This is a genomic window from Sphingobium jiangsuense (assembly GCF_014196495.1).
Classification (GTDB): domain Bacteria; phylum Pseudomonadota; class Alphaproteobacteria; order Sphingomonadales; family Sphingomonadaceae; genus Sphingobium; species Sphingobium jiangsuense.
Genome location: NZ_JACIDT010000004.1, coordinates 110,090 through 126,655 on the forward strand (window position 1 = coordinate 110,090; position 16,566 = coordinate 126,655).

A 16,566-nucleotide genomic window follows, 5' to 3' on the forward strand; every position below is an offset into this window, starting at 1 on the left:
TCCCTGAAGGCGGCGCGGGACAGACGCCGCCTTTTTCTTTGTTCCGAAGGAGACGAGCCATGCCGGATATCGAGGCGAAGAGCGATCCCGCAAGCAGGGCCATGGCCCTGTGCGACGACCCCGCCGCCTTCTTCGGCCATGATTATACCGCGATGATGTCGATCGAGCGGGAGCCGCTGGAGGCCTTGCAGCTGGAGGGCATCCGCCACCGCCTCGCCACCCTGCGCGGCAAGGTGGCGATGCTGGGCAAGCTCGCCGACAATCAGGGCATGGACGATATCGGCGACCTCAATGCCGTCGTGCCGCTGCTGTTCGAACATACGATGTACAAGAGCTACCCCCCTTCCCTGCTGGAAAACGGGCGGTTCAGGGACATCAACCTGTTCCTGTCCAAGCTGACCAGCATCGACCTTACCGGCATAGATGTCTCGCAGTGCCGCTCCATCGACGACTGGATGGAGACGATGGACCGGGAAAGCCCGCTGATGATCATGCATTCGTCGGGCACGTCCGGCACCATGTCCTTCCTGCCGGTGTCGAAGCGGGAATGGGACAAGTTCGGCCGCGCGTTGCGCGTGACCTTCCTCCAGAATTTCGGCGATGATCCGGCCGCGGTGGAAAATGGCGGGGAATTCCACGCCATCTATCCCTATTTCCGCCATGGCGGCGCGGGCCATGTGCGCATGTGCGAAATCTATGTGAATCACATCTGCGGCTCGGAAGAGCGGCTGCACACCGCCTATCCCGGCCGCATGAGCTCCGACCTGCTCTATATGGGCGCGAAGATCCGCGCGGCGCAGGCAAAGGGGCAGCTCGACCGCCTCAAGATCTCGCCCGCGCTGCTCGCCCGCAAGGCGGAGCTGGAGGAGATACAGGCGGCGATGCCGGAGCATCTGATGGCCTTCTTCACCGAGCTGGCCGAAACGCTGAAGGGCAAGCGCATCTTCTTCTGGGGCGCGCAGAACCTGCTCTACAACGTCACGAAGATCGGCCATGAAAAGGGGCTGAAGCATGTCTTCTCGCCCGCGTCCGTCATCGGCACCGGCGGCGACGTCAAGGACGGCATGGTGATGCCCGACGACTGGAAGGAGCAGGTCTGCGATTTCGTCGGCGTCGACCGGATCAAGATGTGCTACGGCATGTCGGAGGTGCTGGGCCTGCACAATAAATGCGCCAACGGCCATTATCATTTCGTGCCGTGGGTCGTGCCCTTCGTGCTCGATCCCGACACCAGCGAGGTCCTTCCCCGCGAGGGCGTGACGACCGGCCGCGCCGCCTTTTTCGACCTGGGCGCGGAAACGCGCTGGGGCGGGTTCATCACCGGCGACGAATATACGATCCACTGGGACGAGCCCTGCGGCTGCGGCGCGAAGACGGTGTGGGCGGAGGACGGCATCCAGCGCCTCAGCGTCAAGCGCGGCGGCGACGACAAGATCAGCTGCGCGGCGACCGAGGGCGCGCACAAGGATGCGATGAGCTTCCTCAACAGCTTCGAATAAGGATATGCCGACCATGGAGACGCCCACGGAGACAATGCCCGTCGCCCCGATGATCCTGCGCGGCCGGATCGTCACCGATCATCTGGTCGAGGTCGGCGGGCGCGGCGGCGACCTCGTCTTTCGCACGCCCGACGCGCATCGCTTCGCCGACCTGCTGCCGCTGGGCGATCCGGGGCGGCTGGCCGATCTCTATTCTCTCTCCTTCGAGGATATACTCGACTATCTGGAGGCGCTGGGCGCGCGGCTCGACATGGCGACCAACGCCCATCTGCGCGAAGCCTGCCGCCTGTCCTACCTGACCGCGCCGACCACGCCGCCGATCGTCGATGCCTCCTATGCGGCGCTTCCCGCCATGTTCGCGCGCGGGCATGTGCGGGAAATGGCGGAAAAGACGGTCGGCATCCGCTATCTGGAAGGCTGGGTGGAGGAGGAGCTGGACGGCCTGCGCCTCGGCGTGCGCTGCTTCGGCGCGCGCACGCTGCACATCATCGCCGGAAACAGCCCGATGATCTCCGCCCTCACCATCATCCGCAACGCGATCCTGCGCAGCGACGCGATCATCAAGACGCCGTCCAACGACCCGTTCACCGCCCCGGCGATCGCGCGGACGATGATCGACCTCGATCCCGGCCATCCGATCACCCGCCACCTCGCCGTCGCCTATTGGCGCGGCGGCGACGAGGCGTTCGAGGAACGGCTCTACCAGCCCCATAATGTCGAGAAGATCATGGCCTGGGGCGGCTATGCCTCGGTCAAGCATGTGACGCGCTATATCCAGCCGGGGCTGGAACTGGTGTCGCTCGACCCCAAGCGCAGCGCCAGCATCATCGGCGGCGCGGCGTTCGCGAGCGAGGCGGCGATGGCCGACGCCGCCCGGCGGCTCGCCACCGATATCGGCGCGATGAACCAGGTAGGCTGCGTCAACGCGCGCGTCGTCTATGTGCAGAGCGGCACCGACGAGGAAGGGGTGGAGCGGCTCAAGCGCTTCGGCGAGGCGACCTATCGCGCGATGCTGGATCTGCCCGAGGCGGTCAGCACCCGCCCCAAGCGCTACGACCGGGAACTGAAGGGCGAGGTCGACGCGCTGCGCCTCAGCGACGACTGGTACAGCGTGATCGGCGGCACGGACGAGGAAGGCGCGATCATCGTGTCGCACATGCCCGACCCGGTCGATTTCGCGACGCGGCTGGGCGACCGCACCGCGAACCTGGTGCCGATCGACGATATCGGCGAGGTGACGGCGGCGGTCGATGCCTATACCCAGACGGTCGGCGTCTATCCCGAAAGCCTGAAGGCGGAACTGCTGGACGTGCTGCCGCTCTACGGCGCGCAGCGCTTCGTCACGCTGGGCCATGCGGTGGAGGCGACGCTGGCCTCCGCGCAGGACGGCATCGAGCCGGTGCGCCGCATGGGCAAGTGGATCATCAACGAAATCCGCGCCTGACCGGGCGCGGGCGGGAGCTTTCCATGACCGACCTCGACGCGCTGCGCCGCATGCTGTTCCGTCCGTTCGATCATGGCGCGCTGCACCTCGCCAACCGCGTGGTCATGGCGCCGATGACGCGCTGGATGTCGCCGGACAATGTGCCGGGACCCGATGTCGCGGCCTATTACCGCCGCCGCGCGGAAAACGGCGTCGGCCTCATCATCACCGAAGGCACGTTCGTGGCCCATCCGGGCGCGGGCGACAGCGACCGCATCCCCAATTTCCACGGCGAGGCGGCGCTCGCCGGGTGGAAGGCGGTGGTCGACGGCGTGCATGAGGCGGGCGGCGCGATCATGCCGCAGCTCTGGCATGTCGGCCTCGTCGCGCAGCCGAAGGAGGGGGAGGCGCGCGGTACGCTGACGCCCCATCAGGTGGGGCCGTCGGGCCTCGCCGGCGGCCTCGGCATCAGGCCCTATCCCGATGGCCGGCCCATGACCGGGGCCGATATGGAGGCGGTGGCGGCGGGCTTCGTCGAAAGCGCGCTGGCCGCGCAGCGGCTGGGCTTCGACGGCGTGGAGCTGCACGGCGCGCACGGCTATATCTTCGACCAGTTCTTCTGGGACGAAACCAACAGACGCGAGGACGGCTATGGCGGCCCGCTCGCGAACCGCGCCCGCTTCGCGGCGGAGGTGATCCGCGCGATCAAGCAGGCGACCGGACCCGGTTTCCCGCTGGTGCTGCGCATATCGCAATGGAAGCAGCATGATTATCGCGCGCGGCTCGCCACCACGCCCGCGATGCTGGAGGAGCTGCTGCTGCCGCTCGTGGACGCCGGGGTGGACCTGTTCCATTGCTCCCAGCGCCGGTTCTGGGAGCCGGAATTCGAAGGATCGCCGATGAACCTCGCCGGTTGGGCGAAGGCGATAACCGGGCGTCCCTCGATCGCCGTCGGCTCGATCGGGCTGGAGGTGGATTTCCTCTCCACCATGCTGAGCCCGCAGGCGTCGCGGCCGGGCCATCTCGATGAGCTGGCCGGGATGATGGAGCGCGGCGATTTCGATCTGGCGGCGGTCGGCCGGGCGCTGCTGGTCGATCCGGCATGGGCGCGCAAGATCGAGCGGGGCGAGATCGACGCGCTGATCCCCTACACGCCGGAAGCGCTCGGCACGCTGTCGTGAGAAGAGCGGCTAGCCTTCGCCCTCCAGCAGCGTCACCGTGCCGCGCGCGTCGGTGTAATTGGCGACGTCGGCGGCCAGCTCGGCCATGCGCGGGCTGGCGACCGCGCGGCCCATCGCCTCGCGCGAGGGGAAATCGAACTCCACGATCATCCGCGCCGCCAGTGCCTGACCGGGCAGCGGCACGGGCTTGAGCACCCGCACGCCGACCGCTTCGGGCGCGAGTATCTCCTGCGCCAGCGGCACATGGCGGCTGACGAAATACTCCTCGTCGAAGCGGCCGCCCTCGACATGGGGATAGGTGTTGCGCATGGTCAGCATGAAAGACTCCTGTTCAATCCTGTTCTTCGTTGATCCACCAGCTTGCGGGGTCGAGGCCCAGCGCCGCGACGGATGGCGGCAATCCCTTATATTGCGAGGATTCGAGGATGCCGCTGCCCTCGCGCCCGTCGCAGCGGAACCCCGCCGAGGCATGGGTGACGAGCTTGCCATGGCCCATCGGCCAGGTGCTCGACGGGCCGAAGGTCCAGCCGGAAAGGCGGAAGACGCGGCCCTTGTCGTCGATCAGTTCCGCCTCGCAGCCCGCCGGGGTGATCCAGTCGTCGCGGAAGCTGTAGCCCATTTTCGATTCGCTTTGCAGCCTGCCTAGCACGCCGTCGCGCCAGACATAGCCGACCATCGAGCGGGCCGGGCCGGTGGAGATGGGAATGGCGGTGATCGTGAAATCCTCGTCGAACACGCAGAAGAGCGAGCGCGACGCGGGCAGGTGCGCGCGGCGAACGCCCCAGCTATGGTCGCTGAATCCCACTGCATCGACAGGATATTCGCGCCCGCGCCAGACGGCGGTGCCGGTCGCGCGGCCCATCGCGTTGTAATGGCCCTTGGCGATCGTCGCGCCGCCGACATTATAGCCCATCGCCAGCGGGTGGCGGAAATTGCGCCATTCCAGCCGCAGCTGGAGATCGTCGGTGTCGAGCGTCAGCGCATAGCGCATCAGCGGTTCGATCGTCGTGACGGTCGCGCCCGCGATCGCGCCGTCCAGCAGGTCGCCGGGCGGCAGCGGCTGGTCCACCGCCATGCGCCGGTCGGCGAATTCTTCGCCGATCATCGTCCAGCTGTAGAGATTGGCGACGCCCTGATTGACATGCGCGCCGAAGCGGATCCAGCAGCCGAAGCGATCAGGCGCGCTGGCGAAGGTGAAGAGAGCGCTTTCCTGCCACCATTTGTCGTCGACTGGTGGATGGTTGCCGTTGTCGGCGGGCGTCGGCGGCGTGTCGAAACCGGCGGCCGGGATGATCGCCATCTCCCCCTCGTTCATCGCGCTTGCTCCTCCTCGCTCAACCCCAGCGGCGGCAGGCGGCGCGGCCCCTCCCCGCGCGCGTCCGCCAGCGCGGCCTCCAGCATCGCGCGGGTACGGGCGGCGCGCTCGTCGGAGCTGCCCGGCTCGTTCGCCTGCCGCACCAGATTGGCGACGGTGCAGCGCAATGTCACCAGCACGATGAAATAGCGCAGCTTCGCCGCATCGATGACGAGGCCGGACGCCTCGCGATAGGCGTCGAACCAGTCGGCGACATCGCGATCGAAGCCCAGCATCGACACGCGGAACCAGACCCAGGCGAGGTCGTCATGCGGGTCCCCGGCATGGGCCAGTTCCCAGTCGATGAAGCCGGTAAGGCGTCCGCCTGCATGCATGAAATTGGTGGGACCGGCATCGCCCTGCACCATCGCGGGCGCGAGTTCGTCGCGTGGCACATGCGCCTTCGCCCAGGCGAAAGCCTCGTCCACCAGCGCGTGGCGGACGCACAGGCGCAGATAGGCGTCCTCATGGTCGGCGATGTCGGCGAGCGTCGCCCCGGTCCGGCTTTGCGGCGCGGCGACCGGCAGATCCAGCGTCCGCGCGTCGAGCGCGTGCAGGCGGGCCAGCGCCCGGCCGAAATCGGCGATGACCGACAGGCGCTCCGCGTCGTCGGCGAAGGCGAACTCGGCGCGGCCGGGCAGGCGGTCGAGGATGGTGAAGCTTTCCGCCGCGTCGCAATGATGCACGGCCGGGACCGGCACGCCCGCCCGGTGCAGCGCCGCCAGCGTCCGCGCTTCTCGCATCAGATCGAAGCGTGTGCCGAAAAACGGCCCGCGCCCTGCATCCTGAAGCGCGACGAGCGGCAGGCGCTGGCCGCCGCGCTCCAGATCGAAGGTCCAGAACAGGCGGGAGGTGCCGCCGGAGGCGCGGCGAAGATCGCGCACGGTCCCACCCAGCAGCGCCTCCAGCCGCCCGGCAAAGGCCGTCCCGTCCTCTCCGCGCGCCTCCGCCATGCGTTACCGGCCGCCCAGCCTGTAGCCGACGCGCAGCATCACCTGCCGCCCGCGATTGATGAGCGCCATCGTATCGGACGGCGTGGTCGTCGCCGTGCCGGTGCCGCTGCCGGTGAACACCTGATCGAGCGAGCGGAAATAATAATATTCGTTGGTCAGGTTCCGCCCCACCACGCCGATCGAGAAACCGCGCGCATCGTCGAAATAGGTGAGGTTGGCGTCGAGCAGCGCATAGCCCTTCTGCCAACTGTCCGGCTTGTTGGTCGCCTGCCCGTAATAGCCGCTGGAATAGCTGAGGTCGGACGACAGCGACAGCCGCCGGTCGGCATCGAACGGCATGGAGGCGGTGAAGCCGCCTTGCAGGCTCCAGTCGGGCGCGCGGAACAGCCGCTGCCCCGACAGGTTCTGCGCCGTGAACGGTCCGCCCGCGACAAGCTGCTGCTGGTCGCAGCCCATCGCGATCGACTGGCCGGGGTAGCAGGGGCCGCTGAACTGCTTGTACCGCGCATGGTTGTAGGCAAGGCCGGTGCGCAGCGTCAGCACCTCGCTCGCGGCGAAGGTCGCCTCGAACTCGGCGCCCCTGATCCGCGCCTTGCCCGCATTGACGACGACCTGATCGGACCCGGTGCCGTTCTCGCGCGGGATGGTCGCGGTCACTTGCAGTCCGGTCGAGGTATAGTCGTAGAGGACGAGGCCGGTGCGCAGCCGGTTGTCGAGCGCCAGCGCCTTCACGCCGACCTCGAAGCCCTCGATCTTCTGCTGGTCGTAGGAGCGGTCGTTGCGCGGATTGCCGGTGCCCGCGTTGAAGCCGCCCGACAGAAAGCCGTGCTTGTAGCCGCCATAAAGGGTGAACTTGTCGGTCGGCCGCCAGGTCAGCGTCGCTTCGGGCGAGAAATCGTGCCATTTGCGGTGCGGGCGGATGGTCGGGATGAAATCGCCTGCGGACCCGAAATTGTCGATGCGCTTCTTCTCGTCCGAATAGCGGCCGCCGCCCGACAGCTCCAGCGTGGGCACGATCTCGACGCTCAGCTGCCCGAACACCGACCATGCCTTGCCGTTCTGGATATGCGTCTCATGCTGGCCCAGCACCAGCGGCGCGGCGCCGTTATACATGGTGGAGCCGACATGATAGAGCTTCGTATCCTGATAATAGGCGCCGATCATGAAGTTGAACGCGCCCTCGAAGTCGGAGGCGAGCCGCAATTCCTGCGAATATTCGTCGGTATTCAGCTTCTGATAGCCGCCCGTGATCCGCGCGGCATGATCCGGGTCGGCCAGCACGAAGGACGAGGAGTGGGACGCGCGGATGCCGTAATAGCCGGTCGCGGAGGTCAGCGTCAGCTGGTCGGTCAGCGCATAGTTCATTTCCAGGCTGACGAGCGTCTGGTCCTGATCGGCATAGGGCCGGTCGGTGATGACCGGATCGAAGGCACCGAAATTGGGTCCGGAATCCGGGCGGAACACATATTTGTCGACGCGGCAGTTGTCGAGCGCGGGGGCCAGCTGGCTGAAGCCCAGCGGACAGGCGATCGTCTGCACCGCCGCCTCGCCGCCCTCGGTGCGGACGGAACTGCGGCTGATCTTCAGCTTCGCGTCGAACGGCCCGCCATTGTCGAACTTCAGCGTCAGCCGCCCGCCCCAATCCTTGTTGTGCGGCAGGCGGATGCGGTCGGGCGCGTAGATATTGTTCTGCGGGTAGCTGTTGCGGAAATAGCCCTGCATATGCGATCCGAACAGCGCGAGGCGCACGCCCAGGCTGTCGGTGATCGGGGTCGAGACGAAGCCGTCCAGCCTGCCTTCGTCGCCGACGAACTCATAGCTGGCGTTGATCCCCGCCTCGAAACGGTCGCCGGGGTCGTTGGTGCGGATGACGATGATGCCCGCCGGGCTGTTCTTGCCGAAATAGAGCGCCTGCGGGCCCTTCAGCACCTCGACCTGCGCCATGTCGACCTCCGCCACGCGGCGGATATTGGCGCGGGAGACCTGCAACCCGTCGACGTTGAACGACACCGCCTGATCGGCAAAGGGATTGGCCTCGCCCACGCCGATGCCGCGGATGAGGACGATGCCGCCCTGCGGATTGGCGCCCACTTCGGAAATCAGCAGCTGCGGCACCGACTGGACCAGATTGTCCATGCCGACGATCGCGCGGCGTTGCAGGTCGGCCGCGCCCACGACGCTGACCGCGACCGGCGCGCCGATCAGCGTCTCCTCTCGCCGCCGCGCGGTGACGACGATGTCGCTGCCCGGCACCGCCGCCCCCGCCCCCTGCTCGGCCGCCTGCGGCGCCTGCGCGAAGGCGGATGTCGAGGCCAGCAGCGACCCCAGCAGCGCGGCGTTGAACACTATGGATATGGTTTTCATCAGGCTTTCTCCCCCATTCTGATCTGGTTTCACGGGCAAAGCGGGGCCGATCGGAAACGCGGGCGCGTTCCGTCGTCGTTCCTCTGCTTGCATCGTCTGCTATCAATGACGTTGGGGGATGCGGTTTCCATCAGCAGGAAAATGCACTTTTTCGAAAACAGGCGTAGTTTCCGTCGTTTTCGGTGCCTTTCGGGCCGGAAAAGGACGAAGCCGGGGCCCGTCCGGACAGGTCCCGGCTCCGCCTGGGCCGAAGGAGGAGGGCCGGCTCAGCTCGCCCTGGCGAGCGGCGCATAGCCGTCGCCCCGGACGAGGCGGCCCGGCAGCGCGCCCGTCGGCTCGCCATGGCGATAGGTGACGACGCCGCTGACGATCGTGGCGTCATAGCCGTCCGCGCGTTGATAGAGGCGGCGCCCCCCGGCGGGCAGGTCGTGCGCCACGCGCGGCGCGTGGAGCTTCACCCCCGGCAGGTCGATGACGTTGACGTCCGCCTTGTAGCCGGGCGCCAGCACGCCGCGATCGAGCAGGCCCACCGTCTCGGCCGGGCGGCGGGTGAGGCCCGCCACCACCCATTCGATCGGGAAGCGGTGCGCCTCGTCCACGTCCCGCGCCCAAAAGGCGAGGACATAGGTGGGAAAGCCCGCGTCGCAGATCATCCCGTAGTGCGCGCCGCCGTCGCCCAGCCCCAGCACGGTGTGGGGGTGGATCATCATCGTATAGACCGAATCCAGCGTGCCGGACGAAAAATTGGCGCTGGGCAGATAGAGGATCGCATGACCGTCCTGCTCCAGCAGCAGGTCGTAGGCCAGTTCCAGCGTGGTGACGCCCGCGGCCTTCGCCCGCTCCTCCAGCCGCATGTGCGGCGGCGGCATATAGTCCGGGTCCTCGCCCAGCGCGAACATGCTGCCGACCGCGCCCAGCAGCATGTCGATGATCGGCTGCTTGTCGGGAACCGGCTCCTCGGACAGGATGCGCGCGCGCACCTCCGGGTCGCGCAGCCGCGCCACCCGCTCGGCGAGCGGCAGGTCGCGGATCTCGATATAGCCCGGCCGGTTCATGATCGGGTGGAGGCTGAGGTCCAGCCCCATCATCACGCCGATCGGGCGCGGGAAGATCTGCGCGCGCACCTTGTAGCCCCTGGCATTGGCTTCCTCGGTGCCCTTCAGCATCCGCCGCCAGTTTTCCGGCCGGTCCATCGTCTCGGCCAGCGAGTAGGAAACCGGGCGCTTCGAGGTCTCCGCGATGCGCTCGATCAGCGCCATCTCGTCCTCCGGCGCCTCGGTCATCTCGGTGATGATCTGGAACACGCCCGCCCTGGCGTCGCCCAGCCCCTTGGCCAGCGCCAGCACCTCTTCCTTCGCGGTTTCGACGCTGGGCGCCAGCTTGCCGTTCTTGGCGCGATGGTTGAGCGAGCGGGAGGTGGAAACCCCGATCGCCCCGGCGCGCACCGCCTCCGTCACCAGCGCCGCCATCCGCGCCCGGTCGATCTCGGTCGAGGCTTCGTGGTTCGCGCCGCGCTCGCCCATTACATAGACGCGCAGCGGCGAATGCGGCACCTGCATCGCGATGTCGATGTCATAATGGCGGGACGACAGCACATCGAGATATTCGGGGAACGTCTCCCACGTCCAGGGAATGCCGTTCGCCATCACCACTTCGGGAATGTCCTCCACCCCCTCCATCACGGTGATCAGCGTGTCGTGATCCTCCGGCCGGCACGGGGCGAAGCCGACGCCGCAATTGCCGCCGACGATCGTCGTCACCCCATGGTTGCTGGACGGGGCGAGCGTGTTTTCCCACGTCGCCTGCCCGTCATAATGGGTGTGGACGTCGATGAAGCCCGGCGTCACATAGCGGCCGGAGGCGTCGATCACCTCCGCCGCCGTGCCGTCGAGATCGCCGACCGCCGCGATCAGCGACCCCCGGATGCCGACGTCCGCGACGAAGGGCGCGCCGCCCCGGCCGTCGACCACCGTGCCGCCCTTTATCAGAATGTCATAGTCATGGGCGCTCATGTCATGCGGCTCCTTCCGTTACGGGCAGGTTGTAGAGTTCGACCACATTGTCGCGCAGGATGCGCTTGCGCTGCGCGTCGGTCAGGTTGCCGGTCTGGCGGGCGAGCATCTGCCGGCTCCACGGCCAGGTGGAATCGCTGTGCGGGAAGTCGTTCGCCCACATCAGCTGCTTCTCGCCCATCAGGTCCGCCGTCAGGAAGGCAATGAAGTCGTCCTGAAAGGTCAGATAGACATTGTCGCGGAAATACTGACTCGGCATCTTCTTCATCTCGCCGATCTTCGCCCAGAAGCGGTGGCGGTTGTAGAAATGGTCCATGCGATACATGAAATGCGGCGCCCAGCCCGCGTCCGCCTCGACGCAGACGAGCTTGAGGTCGGGGAAGCGCTCGAAGATGCGTTCCCAGATGAAGAGGCTGATGACGTCCTGATTGGCGCGGATCAGCCCCTGGAACATGTTCGCCTTCGATTTGCCGCGCTGGCCCGCCACATGGCCGACGCCCGCGCCCGCATCCCTGCCGGAGGTCAGGATGTGGAAGCTCAGCGGCAGCTTCAGCTCTACCGCCGCCTGCCACACCGGGTCGAAGCGCGGGTCGTCATAGTCGAACTCGGTCGCCGGCTCGCAGGGCATCATCACGCCGTGGAAGCCCATTTCGCGGATGCGGCGCAGGTCCTCGACCGTTTCCCCGACCGACCGCACCGCCGTCTGGCCGATGCCGTAGAGGCGGCCCGGCGCGGCGGACTGGAACTCCTGCAACCAGCGGTTATAGGCGGTGAAGCAGGCGGCCTTATAGTCCGGGTCGCGGTGATTGCAGAGCAGCATGCCCACTGTGGGGTAGATGATTTCCCCCGCGACGCCGTCCCGCTCCTGATCGGCGATGCGCGCCTCGCCGTCCCAGCCGCCGCGATGCAGCTCCTCGAAGGTCGCGCCGTCCAGCGTGATCTCCTTGGGATCGATGCCGGCGGCGGCGGTGCCCGCGAGCGGGATTTTCATGTCCATGCGATCGACGACGAACACGTCCCCGCCCTTCTCGTTGCGCTCGACGCGCGGGGCGATGGCGCGATATTTGGGGTCGATATAGTCGATATAGGTGTTCGGCGGCTCGGTGATGTGCGAATCCGCCGAAATCGGCAGATAGCCGAGCGGCTTCACCTCATCCCCGGCGGCGCTCGACGCATGCACCGACGCGGCGTCGAATGCGTCGCGCGCCTTGCTGGCTGCGATATCCATCCTCTCTGTCCTTTCCTCGTTTCCCGTATTTTTTCCTGTTTTTCCTATGGTTTCGCGATATCCGCCCGCACCGGCGGCAGGTTCGGCGCGCCCTGTCCCTTGTCGTTCTGCCCCTTGTCATCGAGTTCGCGGATGAAGAGCTGCAACGAGTGGATCATCGTTTCCAGTTCCGCATCGAACAGCGCCAGCGGCGTCGCGGGCGTGGAGGCGCGCGCAATCGCGAGATTGGGATAGAGCCGCCGGTCGAGCTGCAGATAGGCGCTTTCCATCCGGTCCCATGCCGCATCCATCGCGACATTGTGCAACGCGACCGAGCCGTTGACGAAATTGCCGAAGATCCGCGCCCAGACGCGGTGCAGCGGATAGGGCAGGCCGCTGCGGCGGAAACCCTCATACATCTCCTCCTGAAAGCGCAGCACCTCGGCCATGGTCGAATGGTGGGTGAACACCAGGAAGATGTCGGGATATTTGAGCGTCAGGTTGAAGAGGTTGCGGAACACCGTGCGCAATATGTCCGGTCCCTCGATCTGGCGGTCGAAATCGACCCATTGCACCTCGGTTCTGAACAGATGGGCGAGCAGGTGGCGCTCTATCTCCGCCTTGCCCGCGACATGGTTGTAGATCGCCATCGCGGAGACGCCGAGCTGCGCCGCTATGCCGCGCACGCTGACCCGGTCGACCGAGGTGGCGAGCGCCAGATCGACGGCGGTTTTCAGGATGATCTCGCGCGACAGCCGGTCGTCGCCACGCGGCCTGCCCCGGCGCCGCGCCGGGCGATGCTGCCCCTCCTCCGCCATATTTCCGCTCTCCTTTTCGGCGCGCCGCACGACTCGGCTTGACGCCCTAATTAATCGACTGCATAATACAAACAAATATACATGTAAATATGCAGAGGAGAGTTGCGTGGCCCCGATCATCGACAAGCCGATCATATCGGCCGATTCCCACATTACCGAGCCGCCCAGCCTGTATCAGGGCCGGGTGCCGAAGAAGTTCGCCGACACCGCGCCCCGGCTGCACCGCACCGATACGGGCGGCGAGGTGATCCTGATCGACGGCATGGCGGATCCCTTCCCGATCACCCTCGCCTCCGGCGCGGGCCTGCGCGGGCAGGCGCTGGCCGACCGCGCCAATGCGAAGCTGGAGGAATGCTTCGCGGGCGGCTGGGACCCGAAGCAGCGCCTCAAGGATCAGGACCATGACGGCATCCATGGCGAAGTGATCTATCCCAGCCTCGGCATGTTCCTGTGCAACCACCCGGACATGGAATATAAGACCGCGATGTTCGCCGCCTATAATGACTGGCTGGCCGAATATTGCTCGGTGGCGCGCGACCGGCTGATCGGCCTCGGCCAGACGGCGATGGAAAGCCCGGAGCAGGGCATTCGCGACCTGGAGACGATCAAGCGCATGGGCCTCAAGGGCGTAATGATGCCCGGCTATCCCGAGATCGAGGACTATGACAGCCCGATCTATGACGATTTCTGGGCGGCGGCGGCGGAGATGGACCTGCCGCTCAGCTTCCACATCCTCACCTACAAGGACGGCCTCGGAAAGGCGCGCGGGCCTAAGGTGAACGCGTTCATGTCGATCATCCGCGGCAATCAGGACATTATCGGCACGATGATCTTCAGCGGCGTGTTCGAGCGGCACCCGACCCTGAAGGTCGTGTGCGCCGAGGCCGACGCGGGCTGGGTGCCGCATTATATGTACCGCATGGACCATGCGCTGGAACGCAACCCGTGGACTGCCGGAAAATCGACATTGCAGCGCAGCCCCAGCCATTATTTCCGCGAGAACATCTATCTGACCTTCCAGGACGATCTCATCGCCCTGAAACTCAAGGATTTCTTCAACAAGCAGCGGATGATGTGGGCGAGCGATTTCCCGCATCTCGATTCCACCTATCCGCATTCGCAATCGCTGCTGGCCGAACAGACCGCCGGACTTTCGCAGCAGGAAAAGACCTGGTTGCTGCATGACAATGTTGCCGGGCTTTACGGCCTGAACTGATCAGGAAGGAAAATGGCGACGCCGGCGGAGGAAGCGCCGGCGGCCACGGGAAGCCCGACCGGCCGCGATGGCGCGCGGGCCGGGCCGAAGGGTCGCACCACCAACCACCATCCACCTGAAACACAGGGGCTGGGCCGAAAATATAACTCTTCGAGGAGGGGATAATGCGACATTCATGGACCTATGCGGGCGCGTCGCTCGCGGCACTGGCGATTGCGATGCCGGCGTCGGCGCAGGAACAGGGGCTTCAGGACATCATCGTCACCGCCCAGCGCAAGGCGGAAAACCTTCAGGACGTGCCGATCTCCGTCACCGCGCTGACGGCGGACACGCTGACGTCGGGCGGCATCAGCGACACGACCGAATTGCAGGCCGCCTCGCCCGGCCTCGTCACCTTCCAGACGGCGAACAACTTCTCGCCCTTCATCCGCGGCGTCGGCACCAACCAGACGGCGAGCGGATCGGAAGCGTCGGTCGCGCTCTATATCGACGGCGTCTATCAGGGGCCGAAGCCGGGCAATGTGCTCGACCTGGGCGCGATCGAGCGGATCGAGGTGCTCAAGGGGCCGCAGGGCACGCTGTTCGGCCGCAACGCCACCGGCGGCGCGATCAACATCATTACCAAAGACCCGACCGCGACGCCTGAGATCAACGCGGAATTCGGCTATGGCCGCTTCGACGAAAAGACGGCCCGCGCCTATGCGTCCGGCGCGATCAGCGACACGCTGTCCGCGTCGGTGTCCTTCTCCGGCAAATGGTCGGACGGCTATATCCGCGACGTCTACCGCAACAAGGATCAGGCGCCGGTCGAAAGCCTCAACGGCATGGTGAAGCTGAAATGGACGCCCAGCGACAGGTTCACCGCGACGCTGACGGGCGGCTACAGCTATCTGGACGACGCGACCTTCATGTCCGCCCATGCCGAGCCCGGCACCGTCTCGACGGCCGCGGGTCTGGGTTTCCTGGCGCCGACCGGCCCGCGCGAGGCGGCGACCAGCGCGGAGGACGCGATCTCGACGGTGAAGACGGCGCGCGCCACGCTCAACGTCAATGCCGATCTGGGCCCGGTCGATCTCGTGTCGATCACCGGCTATGTCCATATGGACGCCTATAACTTCTTCGATCTCGACAGTTCTCCCGCCAATATACTGCATCTTTCGACCGGGCAGCTCGGCCGCCAATTCTCTCAGGAATTGCAGTTGCAGAAGAATGACGGGCCGTTCCGCTGGATCGCGGGGCTTTATTATCTCCGCTTCCGCGACGGATACGACAAATTCCCCAGGCCCTATCTGTTGCAGCAGAACCTGCCGTTCGAATTCCGTCCGTCCGATCTCGTGGCCGGCACGGTGGCGCTGGCGCGCAGCGCGATCGTCACCACGGATACCGGATCGATCTTCGGTCAGGGCACCTATGACATCGCGCCGAGCACCCGCCTCACCGCGGGCCTGCGCTACAGCATCGAGAAGAAGACGGTGGAGGGCGAGCAGTTCGCGATCAACGGCACGCCCGCGCCGGGCGCCGGCGTCGAACTGGACGCGGGCAGCGGCGGTCCCTTCGGCGCGGTGCAGAACGCGACGGTCGACCTGTCGAAAACCTTCAAGAAGCTGACCTGGCGCCTCGCGCTCGACCATGATTTCGCCGACGGCATCATGGGCTATGCGAGCTATACGCGCGGCTTCAAGAGCGGGTCGCTGAACGCCGGGATCATCAGCAACGCGCAGGTGCCCGTGAACCCGGAGGTGATCGACGCGTTCGAGGTCGGGCTGAAGTCGGAACTGTTCGACCGCAAGCTGCGCCTGAACATCGCCGCCTTCTATTATGACTACAAGGATATACAGGTTTCGCTGGTCACCGCAGGATCGACCAGCGTGACCGAGAACGCGGCGGCGGCACGGCTCTACGGCCTCGACATCGATCTGGTCGCGGCGCCGACGTCGCGGCTGACGATCCGGGGCGGCATCAACCTGCTCGATTCCAAGTACAAGAAATATGAGAGCGCGGCGCTGTTCCTGCCCCGCACCGCCGCCACCTGCCCGAGCGGCGCGGCGGCGCAGGTCACGCTGGCGCAGGCGAAGGCGATCGCCGCCCTGCCCCAGCTGGGCGGCAACTGCACCTACCGGCTGGACGCCTCCGGCTCCGACCTCATCATCGCACCGAAATTCACCGCCAATGCGGGGTTCGACTATGAGATGCCGGTCGGGGACTCGCGGCTGACGCTGTCGTCCTCGCTTTATTACAATGACGGCTTCGACACGGCGGCAGGCGGCATTTTCGCCAAGGTGCCCAGCTATGAGACGCTGACCGCGTCGCTGACCTGGACCGGGCCGGACGATCGCTATTTCGTGCGTGTGTGGGGCCGCAACCTCACCAACGACATCCATCCCGAACTGATCCTGCCGCTCGCCACGACCTTCCAGGAAGTGAGCAGCATGCCGCGCAGCTACGGCTTCACGCTCGGCTTCCGGTTCGGCGCGCGATGACGGCACAATGAAGACCTGGGCCATGGCCGCGTCATCCGGGCGCGGCCACGGCCATGAAG

12 protein-coding genes are annotated in these 16,566 nt (G+C 66.2%); 5 read left to right on the forward strand and 7 right to left on the reverse strand.

Going from position 1 to position 16,566, the window contains the following annotated elements:
* The first annotated feature begins 59 nt into the window (after positions 1-59).
* The 3 genes from GGR43_RS07275 to GGR43_RS07285 are packed head-to-tail and all read left to right on the forward strand — an operon-like array spanning position 60 to position 4,103.
* Positions 60-1,499, forward strand: a complete 1,440-nt coding sequence (locus GGR43_RS07275; RefSeq protein ID WP_188071304.1) for a hypothetical protein — start codon at positions 60-62, stop codon at positions 1,497-1,499.
* A gap of 13 nt (positions 1,500-1,512) precedes the next feature.
* Positions 1,513-2,943 carry an acyl-CoA reductase gene (locus GGR43_RS07280; RefSeq protein ID WP_188071305.1) on the forward strand — a complete coding sequence of 477 codons (1,431 nt, stop codon included), beginning with the start codon at positions 1,513-1,515 and terminating at the stop codon, positions 2,941-2,943.
* A gap of 23 nt (positions 2,944-2,966) precedes the next feature.
* On the forward strand, positions 2,967-4,103 hold the full coding sequence (locus GGR43_RS07285; RefSeq protein ID WP_188071306.1) for an NADH:flavin oxidoreductase: 1,137 nt from the start codon (positions 2,967-2,969) through the stop codon (positions 4,101-4,103).
* Between the two features lie 9 nt (positions 4,104-4,112).
* Here GGR43_RS07285 and GGR43_RS07290 read toward each other — a convergent pair whose 3' ends face one another.
* From GGR43_RS07290 to GGR43_RS07320, 7 genes are all read right to left on the reverse strand, one after another.
* Positions 4,113-4,421, reverse strand: coding sequence for an EthD family reductase (locus GGR43_RS07290; RefSeq protein ID WP_188071307.1), 309 nt, complete (start codon positions 4,419-4,421; stop codon positions 4,113-4,115).
* 13 nt (positions 4,422-4,434) lie between these two features.
* The gene (locus tag GGR43_RS07295) at positions 4,435-5,418 is read right to left on the reverse strand and encodes a DUF7064 domain-containing protein (RefSeq protein WP_188071308.1); all 984 of its coding nucleotides are present in this window, start codon (positions 5,416-5,418) and stop codon (positions 4,435-4,437) included.
* A complete protein-coding gene (locus GGR43_RS07300) occupies positions 5,415-6,410 on the reverse strand; it encodes a phosphotransferase family protein (RefSeq protein ID WP_188071309.1) in 996 nt (331 codons plus the stop codon). Before GGR43_RS07300 ends, GGR43_RS07295 begins: the two co-directional genes overlap by 4 nt.
* Positions 6,411-6,413: 3 nt before the next feature.
* Positions 6,414-8,774, reverse strand: a complete 2,361-nt coding sequence (locus GGR43_RS07305) for a TonB-dependent receptor (RefSeq protein WP_188071310.1) — start codon at positions 8,772-8,774, stop codon at positions 6,414-6,416.
* Positions 8,775-9,040: 266 nt separating this feature from the next.
* Positions 9,041-10,786 carry an N-acyl-D-amino-acid deacylase family protein gene (locus GGR43_RS07310; protein ID WP_188071311.1) on the reverse strand — a complete coding sequence of 582 codons (1,746 nt, stop codon included), beginning with the start codon at positions 10,784-10,786 and terminating at the stop codon, positions 9,041-9,043.
* A gap of 1 nt (position 10,787) precedes the next feature.
* Positions 10,788-12,014, reverse strand: coding sequence for an amidohydrolase family protein (locus GGR43_RS07315; protein WP_188071312.1), 1,227 nt, complete (start codon positions 12,012-12,014; stop codon positions 10,788-10,790).
* 44 nt (positions 12,015-12,058) lie between these two features.
* Entirely contained in the window at positions 12,059-12,811 is a 753-nt protein-coding gene (locus tag GGR43_RS07320; RefSeq protein WP_188071313.1) for a TetR/AcrR family transcriptional regulator, read from the reverse strand.
* Positions 12,812-12,917: 106 nt separating this feature from the next.
* Here GGR43_RS07320 and GGR43_RS07325 point away from each other — a divergent pair, with 106 nt between their 5' ends.
* Together GGR43_RS07325 and GGR43_RS07330 are read left to right on the forward strand one after the other, a co-directional pair.
* Positions 12,918-14,027: an amidohydrolase family protein gene (locus GGR43_RS07325; protein WP_223177341.1), complete on the forward strand. Its 1,110-nt coding sequence runs from the start codon at positions 12,918-12,920 to the stop codon at positions 14,025-14,027.
* Between the two features lie 164 nt (positions 14,028-14,191).
* Positions 14,192-16,507 (forward strand): TonB-dependent receptor, encoded by a 2,316-nt coding sequence (locus GGR43_RS07330; RefSeq protein ID WP_188071314.1) that lies wholly within the window; start codon positions 14,192-14,194, stop codon positions 16,505-16,507.
* Positions 16,508-16,566 lie beyond the last annotated feature (59 nt).